The 19,262-nt window shown below is 40.9% G+C and carries 20 protein-coding genes and 2 tRNA genes; 11 read left to right on the top strand and 11 right to left on the bottom strand.

The annotated features are described in order from the left end of the window. The first annotated feature begins 161 nt into the window (after nt 1–161). Complete coding sequence (locus D7322_RS16850) at nt 162–1,352, top strand: MFS transporter (RefSeq protein ID WP_121125434.1); 1,191 nt, start codon at nt 162–164, stop codon at nt 1,350–1,352. 126 nt (nt 1,353–1,478) lie between these two features. Here D7322_RS16850 and D7322_RS16845 read toward each other — a convergent pair. Then, nucleotides 1,479–1,550 (bottom strand) — tRNA-Arg (locus D7322_RS16845). Nucleotides 1,551–1,934: 384 nt separating this feature from the next. Beyond that, nucleotides 1,935–2,015, bottom strand: a tRNA-Tyr gene (locus tag D7322_RS16840). 287 nt (nt 2,016–2,302) lie between these two features. Between D7322_RS16840 and D7322_RS16835 the strand changes: the two genes are divergently transcribed. The 6 genes from D7322_RS16835 to D7322_RS16810 all read left to right on the top strand — a co-directional run bounded on the left by D7322_RS16835 (nt 2,303) and on the right by D7322_RS16810 (nt 8,448). Beyond that, nucleotides 2,303–2,935, top strand: a complete 633-nt coding sequence (locus D7322_RS16835) for a peroxiredoxin (RefSeq protein ID WP_121125433.1) — start codon at nt 2,303–2,305, stop codon at nt 2,933–2,935. Between the two features lie 85 nt (nt 2,936–3,020). After that, nucleotides 3,021–3,335, top strand: a complete 315-nt coding sequence (locus D7322_RS16830; protein WP_121125432.1) for a thioredoxin family protein — start codon at nt 3,021–3,023, stop codon at nt 3,333–3,335. Then, nucleotides 3,316–3,570, top strand: coding sequence for a DUF6952 family protein (locus tag D7322_RS16825; RefSeq protein ID WP_077436919.1), 255 nt, complete (start codon nt 3,316–3,318; stop codon nt 3,568–3,570). The genes D7322_RS16830 and D7322_RS16825 overlap by 20 nt, the downstream gene beginning before the upstream one ends. A 392-nt stretch (nt 3,571–3,962) precedes the next feature. Beyond that, entirely contained in the window at nt 3,963–6,416 is a 2,454-nt protein-coding gene (locus tag D7322_RS16820) for a PIG-L family deacetylase (RefSeq protein ID WP_121125431.1), read from the top strand. A gap of 9 nt (nt 6,417–6,425) precedes the next feature. Continuing rightward, complete coding sequence (locus D7322_RS16815) at nt 6,426–6,635, top strand: hypothetical protein (RefSeq protein ID WP_077436917.1); 210 nt, start codon at nt 6,426–6,428, stop codon at nt 6,633–6,635. A gap of 97 nt (nt 6,636–6,732) precedes the next feature. Then, nucleotides 6,733–8,448, top strand: a complete 1,716-nt coding sequence (locus D7322_RS16810; RefSeq protein ID WP_121125430.1) for a sodium:solute symporter — start codon at nt 6,733–6,735, stop codon at nt 8,446–8,448. 198 nt (nt 8,449–8,646) lie between these two features. On the opposite strand, the gene D7322_RS16805 is transcribed toward D7322_RS16810, so the two are convergent. The 8 genes from D7322_RS16805 to D7322_RS16770 all read right to left on the bottom strand — a co-directional run bounded on the left by D7322_RS16805 (nt 8,647) and on the right by D7322_RS16770 (nt 14,741). Further along, complete coding sequence (locus tag D7322_RS16805) at nt 8,647–9,516, bottom strand: N-acetylmuramoyl-L-alanine amidase (protein ID WP_121125429.1); 870 nt, start codon at nt 9,514–9,516, stop codon at nt 8,647–8,649. Beyond that, on the bottom strand, nt 9,516–10,553 hold the full coding sequence (locus tag D7322_RS16800; protein ID WP_121125428.1) for a DUF3078 domain-containing protein: 1,038 nt from the start codon (nt 10,551–10,553) through the stop codon (nt 9,516–9,518). The genes D7322_RS16805 and D7322_RS16800 overlap by 1 nt, the downstream gene beginning before the upstream one ends. Nucleotides 10,554–10,576: 23 nt before the next feature. Further along, nucleotides 10,577–11,338, bottom strand: a complete 762-nt coding sequence (locus D7322_RS16795; protein ID WP_121125427.1) for a hypothetical protein — start codon at nt 11,336–11,338, stop codon at nt 10,577–10,579. 61 nt (nt 11,339–11,399) lie between these two features. After that, complete coding sequence (locus D7322_RS16790; protein WP_121125426.1) at nt 11,400–12,233, bottom strand: glucosaminidase domain-containing protein; 834 nt, start codon at nt 12,231–12,233, stop codon at nt 11,400–11,402. A gap of 15 nt (nt 12,234–12,248) precedes the next feature. Beyond that, nucleotides 12,249–12,770 (bottom strand): glucosaminidase domain-containing protein, encoded by a 522-nt coding sequence (locus D7322_RS16785; RefSeq protein ID WP_121125425.1) that lies wholly within the window; start codon nt 12,768–12,770, stop codon nt 12,249–12,251. Between the two features lie 22 nt (nt 12,771–12,792). After that, on the bottom strand, nt 12,793–13,428 hold the full coding sequence (locus tag D7322_RS16780) for an O-methyltransferase (RefSeq protein ID WP_121125469.1): 636 nt from the start codon (nt 13,426–13,428) through the stop codon (nt 12,793–12,795). Between the two features lie 241 nt (nt 13,429–13,669). Then, nucleotides 13,670–14,299 carry a GTP cyclohydrolase I FolE gene (folE, locus tag D7322_RS16775; RefSeq protein ID WP_121125424.1) on the bottom strand — a complete coding sequence of 210 codons (630 nt, stop codon included), beginning with the start codon at nt 14,297–14,299 and terminating at the stop codon, nt 13,670–13,672. A 28-nt stretch (nt 14,300–14,327) separates the two neighbouring features. Continuing rightward, the gene (locus D7322_RS16770; RefSeq protein WP_104384781.1) at nt 14,328–14,741 is read right to left on the bottom strand and encodes a 6-pyruvoyl trahydropterin synthase family protein; all 414 of its coding nucleotides are present in this window, start codon (nt 14,739–14,741) and stop codon (nt 14,328–14,330) included. 173 nt (nt 14,742–14,914) lie between these two features. Here D7322_RS16770 and mqnB point away from each other — a divergent pair, with 173 nt between their 5' ends. From mqnB to D7322_RS16755, 3 genes are all read left to right on the top strand, one after another. Further along, on the top strand, nt 14,915–15,556 hold the full coding sequence (gene mqnB / locus D7322_RS16765) for a futalosine hydrolase (protein ID WP_121125423.1): 642 nt from the start codon (nt 14,915–14,917) through the stop codon (nt 15,554–15,556). 123 nt (nt 15,557–15,679) lie between these two features. Next, nucleotides 15,680–16,666 (top strand): pyruvate dehydrogenase complex E1 component subunit beta, encoded by a 987-nt coding sequence (locus D7322_RS16760; protein WP_104384779.1) that lies wholly within the window; start codon nt 15,680–15,682, stop codon nt 16,664–16,666. Between the two features lie 104 nt (nt 16,667–16,770). Beyond that, entirely contained in the window at nt 16,771–17,526 is a 756-nt protein-coding gene (locus tag D7322_RS16755) for a DUF6263 family protein (RefSeq protein ID WP_121125422.1), read from the top strand. Nucleotides 17,527–17,584: 58 nt separating this feature from the next. Here the strand turns inward: D7322_RS16755 and gcvH are convergent, their stop codons facing one another. Further along, entirely contained in the window at nt 17,585–17,965 is a 381-nt protein-coding gene (gene gcvH, locus D7322_RS16750) for a glycine cleavage system protein GcvH (protein WP_104384777.1), read from the bottom strand. 100 nt (nt 17,966–18,065) lie between these two features. On the opposite strand from gcvH, the gene D7322_RS16745 reads away from it, so the two are divergent. Beyond that, the gene (locus D7322_RS16745; RefSeq protein WP_121125421.1) at nt 18,066–19,262 is read left to right on the top strand and encodes an anhydro-N-acetylmuramic acid kinase; all 1,197 of its coding nucleotides are present in this window, start codon (nt 18,066–18,068) and stop codon (nt 19,260–19,262) included.

Below are 19,262 nucleotides of genomic sequence, written 5' to 3'. Positions count from 1 at the left end.
TTGTTTTAGATATAATTTTCAACAATCTTTATTATCATTTTCTACTCTTGCCAAGCCTTAGCGATTATGTTCCTTCGGGACTGAGTGATTAAATTTCTTTATTGATGCTGTCGTAAAATGAAATACTTATCCGTAACTTTGCACCCTCAAAATCAGGAACTATGGACACTACGCTAACTCTCTCAGAAGAAGATCTTTATAATAAACGTAATCGCATTCGGATTGCAGTATCTCTTTTCTTTTTTTGTCAGGGTATTGCTTTCGCCTCCTGGGCTAGCCGTATTCCGGTCATCAAGGAGCGTCTTCATCTGAGCGAAGGGCAGCTGGGAACCATTTTATTGATGCTTCCCATAGGACAGCTGGTCACAATGGCTCTTTCGGGTAAATTGGTCACCAGATATGGTAGCGCCAAAGTGCTGCGTATCGTACCGATTGCATATGCATTGGTCCTATGCTCCATCGCCTTTGCTCAAAATGCCTGGCAACTGGGAGCTATTCTCTTTCTTTTTGGCGTAACGGGAAATATGTGTAATATCTCCGTCAATACGCAAGGGGTAGCTACCGAACAGATCTATAAAAAGTCCATTATGACATCTTTCCATGGCGCATGGAGCATCGCCGGCTTTACAGGCGCTTTGGTCGGGCTGCTCACCATGAACCTTGGTCTGGATACCTTATCACATTTTTTGATCATATTGGCCTTGGTCATCGGCAATACATTCATCAATCAACGCTATCTGGTTCCTGGAAAATCACCACAGAAAGAACGGCGAAGTTTTTTTTCCAGACCTGAGGGCAGTCTTTTACAACTGGGCATCATCGGTTTTTTCAGCATGGCAACCGAGGGCGCCATGTTTGACTGGAGCGGGGTATACTTTAAGGAAATCGTTCATGCGCCCGAAAAGCTCGTTGTCGTGGGCTATGCTTCTTTTATGATCATGATGGCGACGGGCCGTTTTGTGGGCGACGCCGTGATCCGTAAGCTGGGACGCAAAAGAACCTTACAATATAGCGGACTCCTGATGTTCGTAGGCATGATGACCTCGGTCATTTTTCCTCAATTTATTATATGCACGCTTGCTTTTATGCTCGTGGGTATCGGTGTCGCCTGTAATGTACCGTCTATCTATAGCATCGCCGGTCAAAATAAAAATGTGCCATCAGGCGTGGCCTTGGCCATGGTTTCCAGCATTAGCTATCTCGGGTTTTTAATGGGTCCTCCACTGATCGGCTATATTGCAGAAGCATTTAGTTTGCGCTATTCCTATGGTGTTTTCGCCTGCTTCGGCCTACTCATGTTTGGCATGGTCGGAAGGCTATCCCTATTTAAAGAGACGCCGTCCAACACCTAATTCAACTACATTAGGGAATACAAATAGCGAAGATGATTATCCATTAAAATAAAACAGGAGAAATTACTTTCATCGTATTTCTCCTGCAATTGAAAAGCGAAATTGCTGACATCACTTCTCCTTATGTAGCCCCGAGCAGAATCGAACTGCTATCAAATGTTTAGGAAACATCTATTCTATCCGTTGAACTACGGGGCCGTTTCAAAAGCCAAACTTAGGTTTATTTTATAAATAAGTCAATAGTAAGTTGAAAATCCATACTATATTTTTTTCCGGACGCTGTGATCAGAAGCAAAATGCAATTCGGTGAGGATTGCCGCCAATAATCTCAACTGCCACCGCACACTGTTATAAACCCCATAATACATACAATGGCAGTTCCAGCTATACCTTAATAGATTCACCGAATTTTTAAAAGACAGTACTTAATACACTTACAATATGCTTTATAGGGCAACAGCAGTAGACTCCCATCAATGGAGTTATATAATTTAAAAATCCATCTTTAAATGGTGCCGTTGGTCCAATATGCTCATCTATTTTGGCGGGGAAATTTAAGTCAATTTTATAAAGGAAAAAATGTGGAGGGAGAAGGATTCGAACCTTCGAAGCCGAAGCAACGGATTTACAGTCCGTCCCATTTGACCGCTCTGGAACCCCTCCAGCATTGCCCTATTTTGATATAGAACGTCGCAAAAGTAGCTTTTGCACATCAATTGTGCAACTATTTTGACGCATTAATCTGTAACTACCCCAGTATGAATTGTTTTATTTTTTCAAGAAATCCCCGTTCGGGCCGTCTCCCCTCAAACGCACTATATTAATATAATAAAAACTTATTGTTATATTCCAGTCATAATAGATTTTGATGATAGTGTATTGGTAAAATCAATTCGCTTTTTGAACCGGGTTACCTTATCTTTGTGTCAACAAAAAAAGAAAGATATATTATGAGTTTCACAGGTAAAAGTTTTCCAAGCATTACAGTAGATGCGATTGATTATTTAGGCGACAATTTGCAGATCAACATTTTCGAAAAAGCAGTTAAAGAAGGTAAAAAAGTACTTTTGTTCTGGTATCCAAAAGATTTCACTTTTGTATGTCCTACAGAATTACACGCGTTCCAAGAGGCTGCTGCTGAATTCGAAAAACGCAATACAATTTTAATCGGTGCTTCTTGCGACACAAACGAAGTTCACTTTGCTTGGTTAAACACTGCAAAAGATAATGGTGGTATCGAAGGTGTTGAATATCCTATTTTAGCTGATACGAACCGCAACTTATCTAGCGTATTGGGTATCCTGGACGTTCAGGAAGTTGAGCATCCTCAGTACGGTACATTAGCACAGGGATCTGCTGTTACTTACAGAGCTACTTATTTGATCGACGAAACTGGCCGTGTATTCCACGAGTCTGTAAACGACATGCCTTTGGGCCGTAACGTAAAAGAATATTTACGTTTGATCGACGCTTATGCTCACGTGCAAAAATTTGGCGAAGTGTGTCCTGCAAACTGGGAAGAAGGTAAAGATGCAATGAATGCAGACAGAAAAGGTGTAGCTGACTATTTAGCTAAACACTAACAATAAAGGACCTCAGGTCTTATCAACAGGGGCCTTTATCCCGGCTCCTGTTGATTTCTCCATCAATCACCTTAATAATAAAATCATGTTACAAGAATTAGAAAGCGATAATTTACAAGAAATTGTAAACAATAACGATATTGTGATGGTTCAGTATGCTGCTACATGGTGTGGTAACTGCAAAATCATGAAACCAAAATTCAAGAAATTGTCCGGCGAAAACGAAAGTGTTCCTTTTATCATCGCTGATGCGGAGAAATTTCCTGAATCACGCAAATTGGCAAACGTCAATAATCTGCCTACATTTGCTGCATTTAAAAATGGTAAATTGGTAAATCAAGTACAAACAAATAAGTTGGACGCATTAGTAGAATTATTCAATGAAGCTGCCGGTAATTAAACATCTTACAGAATTCATCGAACAAAATGATGTTGACTATGTCCTGGAGACCATCGAGACACTGGAAGCTCTTACAGAGGCTCCATTGAAAGATGAGGAACTCGATGTGATCGGTGAATTAATTTCTAACCTATACGGTGCCGTGGAGGTTGATAAATTGATAAAAGAAGGCAATTCGAAGAAAGATGCCTTAAATATGTTCATGAAACGTGTTCTAGGAGCAATAGACAAATAATTTTGCTTGACTTAACACACTGAAGTGAAACTTTCTTTTCATATTTTTAGTTGCTCAAAAGCTAAATTGTTGACAAAATTTAGCAATGTGGAAAACTAATTGAAGGAATCTGACAGAACTAAATATTTTCTACATATATTTACTATGTTAAAGGTTGCCACTTGGAGCGAAGCGACAAAATAACTATTCTCTAAAAATTCGTTTCAGGAAAAAATATTTTAATTGTTAAACGGAAATTTCAACTTGGTTGGAATTTCCGTTTTTTATTTTTGGACGAATTTTAAGCTAACCTTCTTATTTCCTCAGATTTTCACCTTCTTTAAATCAAATAATATACATTAATATTACAATGCGTAACGATGCTGTTTTGGATGAAATCTTTATCTTTAGGCATGCGAAAACCCTTTCTTTCTGTCATTATTCTATTGGCCAGCATGCTGTCAAAGTCAACTGTACAAGCACAAAATCCACAGTGGAATGCCGCCGAGATTAAGCTCAACCTGGAAAAATTGAATGTTTTAGGCTCCGTTCTGTACTTTGCAGCACATCCGGATGACGAAAATACCCGTCTGATCGCCTGGCTGGCCCAGGAGAAAAAATATAGAACGGGTTATTTATCCCTGACCCGTGGTGACGGAGGGCAGAATCTTATCGGCACCGAACAAGGCGTTGAATTGGGACTGATCCGCACGCAGGAGCTTCTTGCTGCGAGAAAGATCGACAAAGGGGAACAATTTTTCTCCTCAGCTTACGATTTTGGCTTTTCAAAGACTCCTGAGGAAACATTTGACTTTTGGGACAAACAACGGGTGCTCGCCGAAGCAGTATGGTTGATCCGCAAATTTAGACCTGATGTGATCATAACGAGATTTCCACCCGATGCCAGGGGTGGCCATGGCCATCATCAGGCCTCCGCAATGCTCGCACACGAAGCATTCAAAGCCGCCGCTGACCCCAAGCAGTTTACGGAACAGCTTCAATATGTAAAGCCATGGCAGGCGAAACGCCTTCTCTGGAATACCTTTAACTTTGGCGGACAGGACAATACGCGTGAAGATCAGCTCAAAGTGGACATCGGCAACTACAATGCGCTGACAGGTGCCTCATACGGTGAAATTGCCGCACATAGCCGCTCTTCCCATAAAAGCCAGGGTTTCGGATCTGCCGCCCAACGCGGCTCTTCCATTGAATATTTTGAATATGTCGACGGCGCACCCGCAACAGCTTCTCCGTTGGAAGGAATAGATACTTCCTGGAAAAGAATACCAAATAGCGGAACAGTACAATCACTGATCACAAAAGTCAATCAAAACTATCAGATCGACAAACCGGAATCGGCCTTACCAGAACTGCTGCAGCTCTATAAAGCCCTCAATCAGATCAAGGATGATTACTGGCGGGATCAAAAGAAAAAAGAAGTCGAAAAACTGATCCTTGCCTGCGGCGGGATCTGGCTTGAAAGTATCGCAAAAAAACCGGATTATGCTGTAGGTGATCAGATCAATGTCGACAACGCCCTTATTGCGAGACGTCCGGATGTTACCGTACAGCTGGTGAAGCTCAATGGCAAAGAGATCCATAAAAATCTGGTCAGCAACCTTCTTTTAAAAGATACTATTGCGGTAAATGCGACAAACTCCACACAACCTTATTGGCTTAATGAACCCCATGCCAAAGGGAAGTTTAATGTCAGGGACTTCAGCCTCACCGGTTACCCCGAAAACCCCGATCATCCAAAAGTACGCTTTGAATTAATGATCAACGGTACCACCGTCACATTTGACCAGAATATACAATATAAGTATACGGACCCTGTCCGTGGTGAAATCTATAATCCGGTCGTCATTCTGCCACAGCTCACAGCAAAGAGTTCGAGCCCACTGGCTCTGACCCAAAATGCCCGATCTGTCAAAGTAAATATTTCATTCCAAAAAAATGGACAGGCACCCGCACAATCATTTCGCATAACGCCAATTAGCATAAAAGGCTGGGAAATAAATCCGCCTTCATTTGATCTCCAGTTTAACCCGGACGTTAGCAGCCTATCAAAAGAAATCACAATAAGCCCTTTGAATTCGGCTATTTCATCCATTGATACGCTACTCTTCCAAGTTGATCAAAAAGATCGACTAAAAGAGATAAAAACCATAGGCTATAACCATATTCCGGAGATCGTTTATTTTCCTGATGTTGCTATAAAAATGAGCAATATAAATCTCAGCAATGAAGTCAAAAGAATAGCCTACATCCATGGTGCTGGAGACCTTATTCCCGAGTCGCTCAGTGCTATTGGCATCAAAGTGGATGTATTAACAGGTGAGCAGCTCTTAAAAGGAGATCTATCGGGTTACGATGCGGTCATCCTGGGTGTCAGGATATTCAATGTCAATAAAGATATCGCACAAATTCAGAAAACACTGCTGGACTATGTCAGTAGTGGCGGCACTGTTCTCGAGCAATATAATGTAAGTAACGGATTGGTTTCCAAAAATTTGGGCCCCTACGCTTTTGGCCTTGGGAGGAACCGGGTTACCGATGAACTTGCCACGGTTCATTTTGACGAAAAAGATCCGGTTTTCAATTATCCCAATAAAATTACAAAAGCAGACTTTGACAATTGGGTGCAGGAGAGAGGTCTGTATTTCGCCGAAAATATCGACAAGAGATACCGTACACCGATCAGTATGCAGGATCCGGGCGAGCAACTGCACAAAGGATCTCTTTTGATTGCTAACTATGGGAAAGGGAAATTTGTCTATACATCACTATCTTTTTTTAGACAATTGCCTGCGGGAATTCCCGGAGCTTACAGATTATTTGTAAATTTGTTATCAAAATCAAAATAGAATATCATAATGGAAAATCAGATTGACAACAACTGTACAACAATAGATGCAGGAAAGGCTAAAGGAATTATCCTTTTAGTTGCTGTAGTATTTGGTGCATTAATTGGCTTCACTGCAAATGAGACATTTTTAAGTATCATTGGTGGTGCTGTTATCGGATTGATTATCGCTGCATTTTTTAACAGTGTGATCTATCCTCAAAAGGCCTCAGATAGATAAAAAACAAGATGAATAGCTGGAAACGTTACTATTGGATAGTCGTTATCTGGCTATTTATATTTATCCTTTTTCTGTACTTTTTTACGAATCATTATTCATGAGTACGGTAGATTGGATTGTTCTATTGCTAACACTTTTGTCGATTGTCGTCTATGGCATCTATAAAAGTAGAGGGATCAAAAATATTGATGGTTATCTTCTGGGCAATCGTTCATTGCCCTGGTACCATGTCGGGCTTTCGGTAATGGCCACTCAGGCGAGTGCCATTACTTTTCTGTCGGCTCCGGGATTAGCCTACTCCTCGGGAATGAGTTTTGTACAGTTTTATTTTGGCCTCCCCTTGGCCATGATTGTACTCTGTATCACTTTTATTCCGATATTTCACAGACTTAAAGTCTTCACGGCTTATGAATTCCTGGAGAAAAGATTCGACGTCAAGACCCGCGGGCTCACGGCATTACTGTTTTTAATCCAGCGTGGTATTTCAACGGGTATCACCATTTTTGCCCCATCGTTGATCATTTCGGCCATTCTGCATATCGACCTGACACTAACAACGCTGATTATCGGAAGTTTTGTAGTTATCTACACCACCTACGGAGGCACAAAAGCCGTATCCCATACACAGTTGCTCCAGATGAGCATTATCTTTGGATCACTACTTATCGCAGGTATGCTCGTCATCCATTTGCTCCCGGAGGATATCGGTCTTTCCAAAGCGCTTCATATAGCCGGTAAATCGGGTAAAACCAATGCACTGGACTTTACTTTTGACCTGAATAACAACTATACGCTGTGGACGGGGCTGATCGGAGGTTTTTTCCTGCAGCTTTCTTATTTCGGAACTGACCAGAGCCAAGTAGGCCGTTATCTCACCGGTTCATCCATAAAAGAGAGTAGAATGGGACTAATTATGAACGGGCTTTTGAAAATCCCCATGCAATTTGCCATCCTGCTGATCGGTGTCCTGGTATTTACGTACTATCAATACCATCAACCACCGATTTTCTTTAACCAGGTCGAAGTACAGAAGTTGAAAGAAAGTCAGTATGCTGCGTCCTATCAAGAGCTTGAACAAAAACATACACAGCTATTCCAACAGCGTGAATCGCTCGTCAATGGCCTAAGTACTGCGCTGGATCAGGAAGATCGGGATGACATCGAGGCCTCACGCTCGGCATTGCATCAACTGAATGCACAGATGCAGCAAGTGAAAGACAGTACACTGACACTAATCAAGAAAAACAATCCGGCAGCCGAAACAAACGATAATAATTATGTATTCCTTTCGTTTGTAACCAAAGCATTTCCGAAAGGCCTGATCGGTTTACTGATCGCCGTTATTTTTCTGGCATCCATGGGTTCCACGGCCAGTGCCATTAATTCCCTGGCCTCAACCACAACCATAGATATCTACAAACGTTTTATAAACCGCAACGCAACCGAAAAGCAGGATCTCTTCTGGTCACGAATATTTACCTTGATCTGGGGTATTTTTACCGTCGTTATCGCACTTTATGCAAACAGACTGGGCAATCTTTTGGAAGCGGTAAATATCCTAGGTTCTTTATTCTACGGCACGATCCTCGGTATATTTATCGTCGCTTTCTATCTACACAAAATTCAGGGGAAAGCCGTTTTTATCGCTGCGGTCCTCTCTGAAATCATGGTCATTGGCATCTGGTATCTCGATAAGATTCCTTTTCTATGGCTAAATCTCATTGGTTGTGTGGCGGTAATGATAATCGGGTATCTTATACAGCTTTCGCTCGGAAATAATACTGCGGCATCAAACAGGAGCAGTAATCCATAAAAATAGGGTAGCGGTAGATGGCCCGTAAACAGAAAATCTGATTACGAATCGGAGTTTTATTTGAAGAGGGGATTTTAATCGCCCCGCGAATATTACATGAAAAGTCCGGATTCATGGCTCACCCGGACTTTTCATGTAATAAACCGAGATACCAACGTCTTATTTGGCTTCACGGCTCATGATTCGCTTTTAGAAAGCCTATTCGTATTTTTTATAAATATTGTAAAGTACGCTCTTATCATACACCGTCAGCTCGGGTGTTGTGTCGCGCACGATAAATTTCCGCTTAAATGCGACGATCGCTGCCTTTAGGTTAGAGGTGTCATACCCGATGATTTTAAGCGCATCTCTGGCATTAAAACTATCAGGAGGGGTAATTAGTTGGCCTTCATCATACCAGATACCAAATCCTCTTTCCGCAAGCTTCTTCCAGGGGAAGAATACACTGGGGTCATTCTTGCGCGACGGAGCGATATCTGCGTGACCGATAAAATTATTGTCAGGGATCAGATAGCGTGATTTTAAAGTATCCAACACCGTCATCAGTGAATTGATCTGGGCATCTGGAAAAGGCTCCCTGCCATTATTGTCCAATTCTATTCCAATAGAGCAGGAATTCATGTCTACAATGGATCCCCACTTTGCAACACCGGCATGCCACGAGCGGACATAGTCATTCAGCATCTGGATAATCTCACCGTTGCGGCCGATCACATAATGTGAACTCACCTTGGTCCGTGGAATCTGGAATGTCTTGATGGTCTGAGCGACGCTATCTTGTGCCGTATGGTGGATGATCACAAAGTTTGGCTTGCGAACATCATAGTGAATAGCTTCTGCTTGACGCCATTCGGGGTGAACTCCGGTTTTCTGCAGGAAGATTACCTTTCTCTCCTGGGGTGTCAATAGATTCGTATCGGGCTTGGCAACAACCTTTTCTTCCAATACAACTGCAGGCGCAAAAGAAGCGACCAATGGTCTGGACACAGCGGCATGTCCCTTGGACTTACAGCTCGCCAAGGACATCAACACAGCAAGTATGATCCCAATTGACACTGGTCTAAACATTATTTTGGTAAACTATAGACAATTCCCATGGCCAACGACTGGCTTAACTGAACTTTTGAAATAACATCCGGATCATAGATCATAATGCCGTTTAAATTGACGTTGATCACCCGGGTCACTTTTGCTGTTACGGTAACATCCAAACGATGGGTCGGATCCGAAATCTTCTCATAGTCAGCGAATAGATTGTAACGTGCCTTCACATTCAATTTATCCGTAAAGTTCTTGTCCAGGTTGCCCGTAAGCTGAAAAGCGAGTGCATTCGCAAAAGTACGGTCTTCTTTCACCCCAAAGCGTTCCCCTGTTCCTACCGTAGGGTTGTTAGGGTCTCTATAATAACCGTATTTCTGAAAAAAGCCTTCTCCCGAACGAGGTTTTACACGCTCATCCAAAATAAAGGTCTGCCGTGCGGTACCCGTACCAAAACGCAACGAAAACTCATTGCTTGGCTTATATTCAAGACCGAATGATTCCGTTAGATAGGCGGGCGCCATAAAGGCATTTTCAATATAATCAATGGTGTCCTTACCATTCACCGTTTTATATTTATAACCCGCATCGAATTGTGACTCGAAGGTAACAGATGTAAACAGGGCCCAGTTTGCCGATAATTTATAAGATAACTTGTTATCCCAAAATATCCGGTCATTATTCTTTTTGGCGATATTATTTGTATTCTTGATCTTACCGTAACGAAGGTCTACTTCGGTCACAAAATTAAAGTTGTCCCGCGTATAGTCTGATTTATGATTGGCGTTGAGGCCAACAGCGATGGAACCGACTCCACCACCTTTCCAGTTATCATTAAAGGATGCCTGGTTTAAATTGATACCAAACTTGGTCCAATGCTTCCAGTAATCTACTTCAAGATTGAGCTTGGGTACCACCGGACGAATAGTTTTGATATTTAAAGGTTGCTCTTTTTGTACAGAAATTATGGTATCTGGTTTTGCTCTAAGATCCTTCAGATCCTGTGCCCTTATGTTCGTAAAAGAAAGGCAAAGCATAGCCATGCCCACAACATTGAATAATTTCATTCTGAAAACGTCTATTTTTTTGTTTACGGTACTAATTTATAATTAATTGTTGGAAAAGGCTCTATAAAATATTGCGAAGGGTTCAATCGGTAGCGTGAATAGCAGTCTTTGATGTAATTTGTTACTTCGTAATCGCTTGCTGCCAGAATGAAAAAATAGGACGGTCTAAATATTCGCCTAAATTTTTCGGCTTCCTCAAAACTGAGTCCTGTCACTTTACTGATGAGTTCCTTCGTAAATTTATAATCAATCACATTCTCCTTATAATCGTTTTCAATGGTTTTAGTCAGCCTACGCGCTCTCTTAGCCTCTTTGCTAAATAAACTGTAAATGGAGTTTATACTCAGTCCTGCTCCGGTAGGGCCAACGGAAAAAACATCACCATATCCTCCCAACCGATAGGCCTTTTCATAATCTTCTTTTGCTTTTTTCAGAATTTCCTCGGGGCTCTTTCGTGCGGACACCTGAACTTCATCAATATAAATGGATTCACGCAATAAATGAAACAATAGCAATCCCTTATTGTCAACAGATAGGGTATCTGAAAAATAGCCTTTGCTCATCGCGACAACCTGATCACCTATCCGGGCAGAAAAGTCAAATTCGCCTTTGATATTATTATAGATTACTTCACCTGTACGGAGGTTCGCAAGTCTCACATTTCCGATACGTTGTTTGGTATTTTTGTCAAATACGATACCTTCAACTCTTTTTTCCTGACAAAAAAGTAGCGGGATACAGCCAAGTATGGCCGAAAATAGAAAAATATATCGTAATAGCTTCACTTTCGTAAAACTACTATATCGCCATACAAAACTGAAATATTTAACATCTTTTAAAGCGTAACTATTTAGATATAACCAATAGCTGTCCTAAGGACAATGCTTCATCTGTTAGGTCATTTAATGATTTGATCTGTTCGACAGAGACATTATAGCGTTTGCTCAGCGAATAAAGGGTATCTTGTGCTTTTACCTCGTGAATACGCATCGCCACGGGGCTTTTGATTTCTTCGGTCTTGACGGCAGTAGGAGGAGCCTCCTGAACATGCTGAACGATTTCCTCTTTCACAGTCTCTTCACGTACCACTTTCTCCTTCGGCGTTTCTTTACGGTCATATTGGTCGAGCTGATACCGTTCGATCATTTCTATCAATAAATCCGGATAACGGGGGTTGGTTGCGTATCCTGCGGCTTTAAGCCCTTTGGCCCAGCCTTTGTAATCGTTCTTATCTAATTTAAACAATGCGGAATATCGGGGACGCAACAGGAATTCGGAATGATCCCTAAACGATTGTTCGGGGTTTTCATATACGCGAAAACAATCGTTGATATTATCGTCAGGGCGAGTTACAGACTTACCTTTCCATACGCCTCCGCACTTTATGCCAAAATGATTATTTGCTTCACGCGCTAGATAACTATTGCCATTACCTGACTCTAAAAGCGCCTGAGCAAGTTTTATACTGGCCGGAATACCATACTTGTTCATTTCCGCAATTGCGATATCTTTATAATGCGCAATGTAGTCATTTCCAGCCATGGAGGGCCGACCTGTAGTAGAAGATGAAGAAGTTTTTGAATTGGAACCGGATTTAGCTGATGATAATGTGCCTCTCCGGCTTGAACAGGATGTAATCAACATCATGAATACAAACATGCCATAAAAAAACTTCTTCATGCAGTAATGTCGTGCTTATTTTTTTGTTGACGAGAATTTATTTTGCTTAGAATCGTTATCAAACATATCAAGGTGATACCGTTTTATGGTAGCGATTACTTTTGCTGTCCAACCTTTACTCGTGGAGTATCCCGAACGAGCTATCGCCTTGACCCAAGCTTCATATTTTTCTCCCGGATGTTTTTCAAAAAGGCTTTGGGTAGTCTTTTTTCTTTTTACTATCCCTACAAAGTCATCGTACGAGTCCAATACAGACCGATAACCTTTGTAAGCTGACCGAATAACGGTACTGTTGTTTTTTCCTTTGACACCAAAATGGTTGTTCAAATTCTTTGCTACCCTGCTACCACCATTTCCACTTTCATGCATGGCGATGGCTAAGATAACCGATGCCGGAACTCCATGTTCCTCCATCATTTCTTTTGCAATTGGACTGTACTTATCGACATATGCCGCACTTTGAGCTGAAACCTTTGATATTCCAAAAGTTGCTAAAGCCAGTAACAGTACAAAGCTTTTTAATTGTTTTAAATTCATGAAGAATGTTTTAGTTCACAAATTACTTCTTGCGCAACGCAAAAAGTCCGTCTCGAATCGGTAATATTACCTTCTCTACGCGCTTGTCCTGAGCTAAACGTGCATTCAAATCAATGATCTGCTTTGTTTGGTTGTCTGGTTTTGAATCTAACACCTTACCTTTCCATAAGACGTTGTCAATCAAAATGAGTCCCCCAGACGGGACTTGATTTATTATCGTTTCGAAATAATATAAATTTCTCTTTTTATCAGCGTCAATAAATACCAGATCAAATGTTTCATTCAATGTGGGTATGATCTCCGCTGCGTCACCAATATGGTACTTGATTTTATCCGCAAATTCAGATGCATCAAAATACCCTTGGACTCTTTCCTGTTGCTCTTCATTGATATCAATGGTATGTAAAATCCCATTTTGCTGAAGACCTTCTGCGAGACATAATGTGGCATATCCCGTAAAAGTTCCAATCTCCAAAATGCGTTTCGGAGCAACCAATTTACTCAATAAAGAAAGAACTCTTCCCTGGTAATGACCAGATAACATATGGGGCATTGTTTCCTTCAAATATGTCTCCCGATTTACCCTTTTCAGTAACGAATTTTCTTCGTCTGTAGTATGTTCCAAATAGGACTCTAAATCGTTGGCAACAATTTCCATAACCACAAAGGTACCAAAAAACATTTTTATGATAAAAATATTTTTTTATAAAAAACTGATAAACAGAACGATATATTTATCAGTTTGTAAAGAGATTTTTGAGCGACTTGCCCTAAAAGCCCAAAAACGCACTATCCCCATTTTTTGATTTTTGCATTTATTTCCCGAATTCATCAAAAAATAAGCCCTCTTGAAGACATGCTTCTCGAGGGCTTATTTTTATTATTTAGCGATAAAAATACTAAGCAAGATCGGCCGTGATCAGGCGTAAAAATTCGGATCGGGTTACGTCATTTTGAAATGCACCTGTAAATGCGGAGGTCGTTGTAACGGAGTTCTGCTTTTGTACCCCACGCATCGCCATACACATGTGCTTGCACTCCATCACCACAGCGACTCCACGGGCGCCCAAGGTTTCCTGGATACAATCTCTGATCTCATTGGTAAGGCGTTCCTGTACCTGCAGACGACGGGCAAAGATATCCACGACACGAGGAATTTTACTCAAGCCTACAATATGTCCATTTGGAATATAGGCGATGTGTGCCTTGCCAAAGAAAGGTAACATATGATGCTCACACAAGGAGTATACTTCAATATCCTTTACAACCACCATCTGGCTATAATCTTCCTCAAACATGGCTCCTTTAAGCACTTCTGCAGCATCAATATCATATCCATGTGTTAAAAATTGCAGGGCTTTAGCGACACGCTCAGGAGTCTTTACCAGACCTTCACGCTTGGGATCTTCGCCCAAACATTCCAATATATCTGTATAATGAGAAGCGATGCGATCTACTTTTTCAGTATTGTATTTGTCGATCTTAATATATCCATCCAACTCTTCGCTGTCAAATGAGTGTTGACTCATAGTTTCTACTATTTAAATGTATTAAAGATTAATCGCCAAAATATTCGACGTAGTTATTTTCGGTTTCATGCAAACGTACACTATGCAATGCAACTCCTTCTTCCTCAAAAAGCGGTTTGAGGATTTTGAATATCTCAATAGCGATATTTTCTGTAGAAGCCATGACGTCTTTCATAAAATCAACATCCAAATTGAAATTACGATGATCCACTTTGTCAATAATGCTGCGGTTGATAATTTCTTTCATGATCTTTAAATCGATCAAAAAACCAGTTTCGGGATTTACTTCCCCCTTGACCGTGACAAAAAGGTCATAATTGTGCCCATGCCAATTTGGATTAGAACAAAGCCCAAACACCTGTTCGTTTTGTTCATTGCTCCAATCTTCACGATACAGCTTATGTGCTGCACAAAAACGTTCACGACGAGTTATAAATATCATAATAATACAAAGATACGGCTTTAAGGCCAATTTTAACATTTCTATTTTAGGAATGCCGTCAGAATATGGTAATATAATTAAGGGAGAAAGATCATCCGCTGATTTTTACTTTAAAGTACCTGAGACCTGCTCGATAATTCGTAATTTTCGCACACTATAAAAGAAAGTTCATCATGAAAATATTAATTGTTTCCGCCACGCAGTTCGAAATTCAGCCTTTTCTGGAGGTTGCCGCAAATTACCCCGACTGTGACACAATAATCACAGGCGTAGGAATGGTGGCAACAGCATTTGAATTAGGAAGGGTGTTGCACGAGAATAAATATGATCTCCTTATCAATATAGGTATTGCGGGCTGCTTTGACCGCAACCTGAAAATAGGAGCGGTTGTACAGGTCGTCTCAGAATCGTTGGTCGAATTGGGGGCGGAGGATGACCAACAATTCATTCCGATCGAACAATTGGGTTATGGAAAATCCAAATTTCAATCGTCTTTGCTTCATGGCGAAAATATAGTGCTTCCGTTTTTACCCCAAGGACAAGGCATCACAGTGAATAAGGTACACGGGAATGCAAATACTATTGAAAAACTTAAACAGCTCCACCCTGACAGCTGTATCGAGAGCATGGAAGGCGCTGCAGTTTTCTTTGCGGCGGATAAAATGGATCTTCCGGTGATCGAGCTTCGTGGTATCTCCAATTATGTCGAAAAAAGAAACCGTGCCACGTGGAACATTCCGCTGGCAATAATGAATAGTAATAAAGCACTTATACAAACATTGGATTTCCTGCCGGACTTATTTTCCAAAATTTAATACAAAAGTCATTTACTTATTAAAAAATGACATAAAACTATACAATTAGGCTGGTCAAATCTTCAAAATATCAATTTTAAATAGTAGATTTGTAATCTAAAAATTGACACTATTTTACAACTGATGAGAGAAATACAATTCAGAGAAGCACTTCGTGAAGCAATGAACGAAGAAATGCGTAAAGACGACAAAATATTTTTATTAGGTGAAGAAGTTGCTGAGTATAACGGTGCTTATAAAGTAAGCCAAGGTATGCTTGATGAATTCGGTGCAAAACGTATCATTGATACACCTATTGCTGAACTTGGTTTTGCTGGTATCGCTGTTGGTGCAGCAATGAACGGTCTAAAACCGATCGTTGAGTTCATGACATTTAACTTTTCACTTGTTGCGATTGACCAAGTTATCAATGCTGCTGCAAAAATCCACTCCATGAGCGGTGGACAATTTTCTATCCCTATAGTATTCCGTGGCCCGACAGGAAATGCAGGTCAGCTAGCAGCACAACACTCTCAAAACTTTGAAAACTGGTTTGCAAATACACCGGGTTTAAAAGTGGTTGTTCCTTCAAATCCTTACGAAGCTAAAGGTTTATTGAAATCTGCCATTATTGACCCAGATCCAGTTATTTTCATGGAATCCGAGGTTATGTACGGTGATAAAGGTGAAGTGCCTGAAGAAGAATACTACCTCGAAATCGGAAAAGCAAATATCATTCAGGAAGGTACTGATGTTACTGTTGTTTCTTTCGGTAAAATGCTTCCTCGTGTTGTAATTCCTGCTGTTGAAGAATTGAAGAAAGAAGGTATTAGTGTAGAATTGATCGATTTGCGTTCTGTGCGCCCAATTGATTACCCTACACTTATCGAATCTGTTAAGAAAACAAACCGTCTGGTTATCGTAGAAGAAGCTTGGCCTTTGGCATCAATCTCTACGGATTTGGCATTTAATGTGCAACGCAATGCGTTTGATTATTTGGATGCTCCTGTTATCCGTGTGAACTGTGCTGACGTACCTCTTCCTTATGCACCAACCTTGATCGAAGCTGCTTTACCGAGTGTAGAGAAAGTGGTCAAAGCCGTGAAAGAAGTATCTTATATCAAAAAGTAATTCAGTTACTTTTCGAAGCAAATAAAAAAAACCCTTTTACATCAGTAAAAGGGTTTTTTTTATATATTTATTTGTCCTGTTATTAACAACAAAAAATCCAATAGATGAAAACACTAAAAACAATGGCTTTGACTGCTCTATTTGCATTTATAGTCCTATCTGTATCCGCACAAAAAAAATACACCCTACGGGTAAATCCCGACGAAGGAAAGAAAATAGCGCAAAATGTGATCATGGCAATGGACATCGAAACCGGGGAACAGAAAATTGTAACCGATTTGACGATGGGGTTTGATATTACAAACACTGCCAAGAAAGACAACTCCTTTCTATTTGAGCTTAAATACACTGGTATCAATATGAAAATGAGCGGAGAAGCTATGGAAATGACCTATGATTCCAAAAATCCGGAAGCAAATGAATTTTCAAAACAGATGCATGCTACAGTAGGCAAGCTAGTAGATAGTAAGATCAGCTTTTCAATAGATCAATTGGGAAAATCTTCCGATATACAATTGCCAGAAGGGGTCAATCTGCCTTTTGATCGAAGTATGTTTGAAAATATTAGCACAGTATTGCCTGAACAAGCCATTGCTGTCGGCGAATCATGGAGTTCAAAAACCGAATCGGAAGAATCAGGCCTACTCATCGAAAATAAAATGACACTCGCCGAAGTGAATGAGCAGGGATATAAAGTAAATGTGGAAGGAAAAATGTTTGGATCGGACGCAAAGCAGGTGGGTAGTATTCAGGGATTCTATGTGTTGGATAAACAGAGCTGTCTGACCAAAATAACAGAGATGACAAGTGATGTCGATATGCCCGAGGCAAAGATCAAGACGGTCATAAAATGCCAGTAGATGGCAACAAAAAAGGGGCTTAATTTTAAAATTAAGTCCCTTTTTTGTCACGCAGATATTAAGCGTTGATTTCTTCTTTGTATTGATCCGCAGATAACAATGCATCTACATCAGCTGCATTATTCAATTTAATACGAACAATCCAGCCTTCACCATAAGGATCAGAATTCACCAATTCAGGAGAAGCATCAATTGCATCATTAACCGATAAAATTGTAGCTGCTACAGGTAAAAACAGATCAGAAACCGTTTTTACAGCTTCGATTGTACCGAAAACTTCATTTGCGGCAACTTCTTCACCTACAGTGTTAATGTCAACAAAAACGATGTCACCCAATTCACGTTGAGCGAAATCGGTAATCCCTACAACTGCTTCATCACCTTCAACACGAATCCATTCGTGATCTTTGGTGTATTTCAATTCTGCTGGAAAATTCATTGTATCTAATTTTTTGATTTTTAATGCCGTGAAGTTACAAAATATCTTCAATTGTCAAAAATGTTATAATGAATATCATTTTTGTGTTTATTTTTAAGCTATGAATCCTCAAATCGAAAAACTTTATCAGATCGGCCTAAAAAAAGAGCGCTTTATTATTGGTCTGATGTCCGGAACCTCATTAGACGGCCTTGATATCGCATTATGCCGTATTGAAAATGCCGGAAAGACGACCAAAATCAGTTTGGAAAAGTTTATCACAATGGACTACGAGGAAATTTTTAGGACCAAAGTCCGCGAAATATTCGCAAAAAGAACCATCGACCAGCAGCTACTTTCAGGCCTTAATGCATACATAGGTATCACCCATGCAAATCTGATTAATCAAGCGCTCAAAAGTTGGCGTATTTCAGCTGCCGAAATAGACTGTATCGCCAGTCATGGGCAAACGGTCTACCACGCACCGCAGTCATTGACAAAAGACCTTAATTGGCCTAACAGCACATTGCAGATCGGTGATGGAGATCATATTGCCATGCATACGGGCATAATTACACTGTCAGATTTTAGGCAGAAACACATTGCCGCAGGGGGAGAAGGGGCGCCATTGGCAGCCTATGGCGACTACCTACTTTTTTCTCATCCTACTGAAAACAGATTTTTACTGAATATAGGTGGTATTTCGAATTTCACCTTTATTCCGAGTCATCAAAGTCAACTGGAGGCTTACGCTACGGATCTGGGACCTGGAAATACCATGATGAACCAGTATATGAAAGCACATTTTGACCTGGAGATGGATCGAGACGCCGGGACCGCAAAAAAAGGAAGTGTCAATAAGGACTTGTTGGAACAGCTTCTGGCCGAAGAATTCTTAGCCTTGCCCTTTCCCAAAACAACAGGACCGGAACTGTTCAACCTAACTTACCTAAAAGAGGCTCAAAAACGTTCAGATACAGTAGCACTTCCGGATGAGGATGTCATGGCTACACTCAATCGCTTTTCGGCTCAGGCCATGATCAACGGCATACGCCGGCAAGCAGCCGGATTACCGAACGTCTCGGTATATATCAGTGGTGGAGGATTACATAACCCTTTGCTTTTCGACGGTATCAAAGCCAGTCTGCCCGACTGCAAAGTAGAAAGCTTCGCAAGCCTGGGGATTGACCCAGATGCCAAGGAAGCTGTTCTCTTTGCTTTGTTAGCCAATGAAACCCTCGCTGGAACAAGATCGAATGTTGAACACATTAAAGACTCTCCGGCGGTTTGCATGGGCAAAATTAGCCTGCCAGAGTAG

This window comes from Sphingobacterium puteale, assembly GCF_003627955.1.
GTDB lineage: Bacteria > Bacteroidota > Bacteroidia > Sphingobacteriales > Sphingobacteriaceae > Sphingobacterium > Sphingobacterium puteale.
Note: the sequence above shows the minus strand (reverse complement) of the source record. Positions and strands in the feature narration are given on the sequence as shown.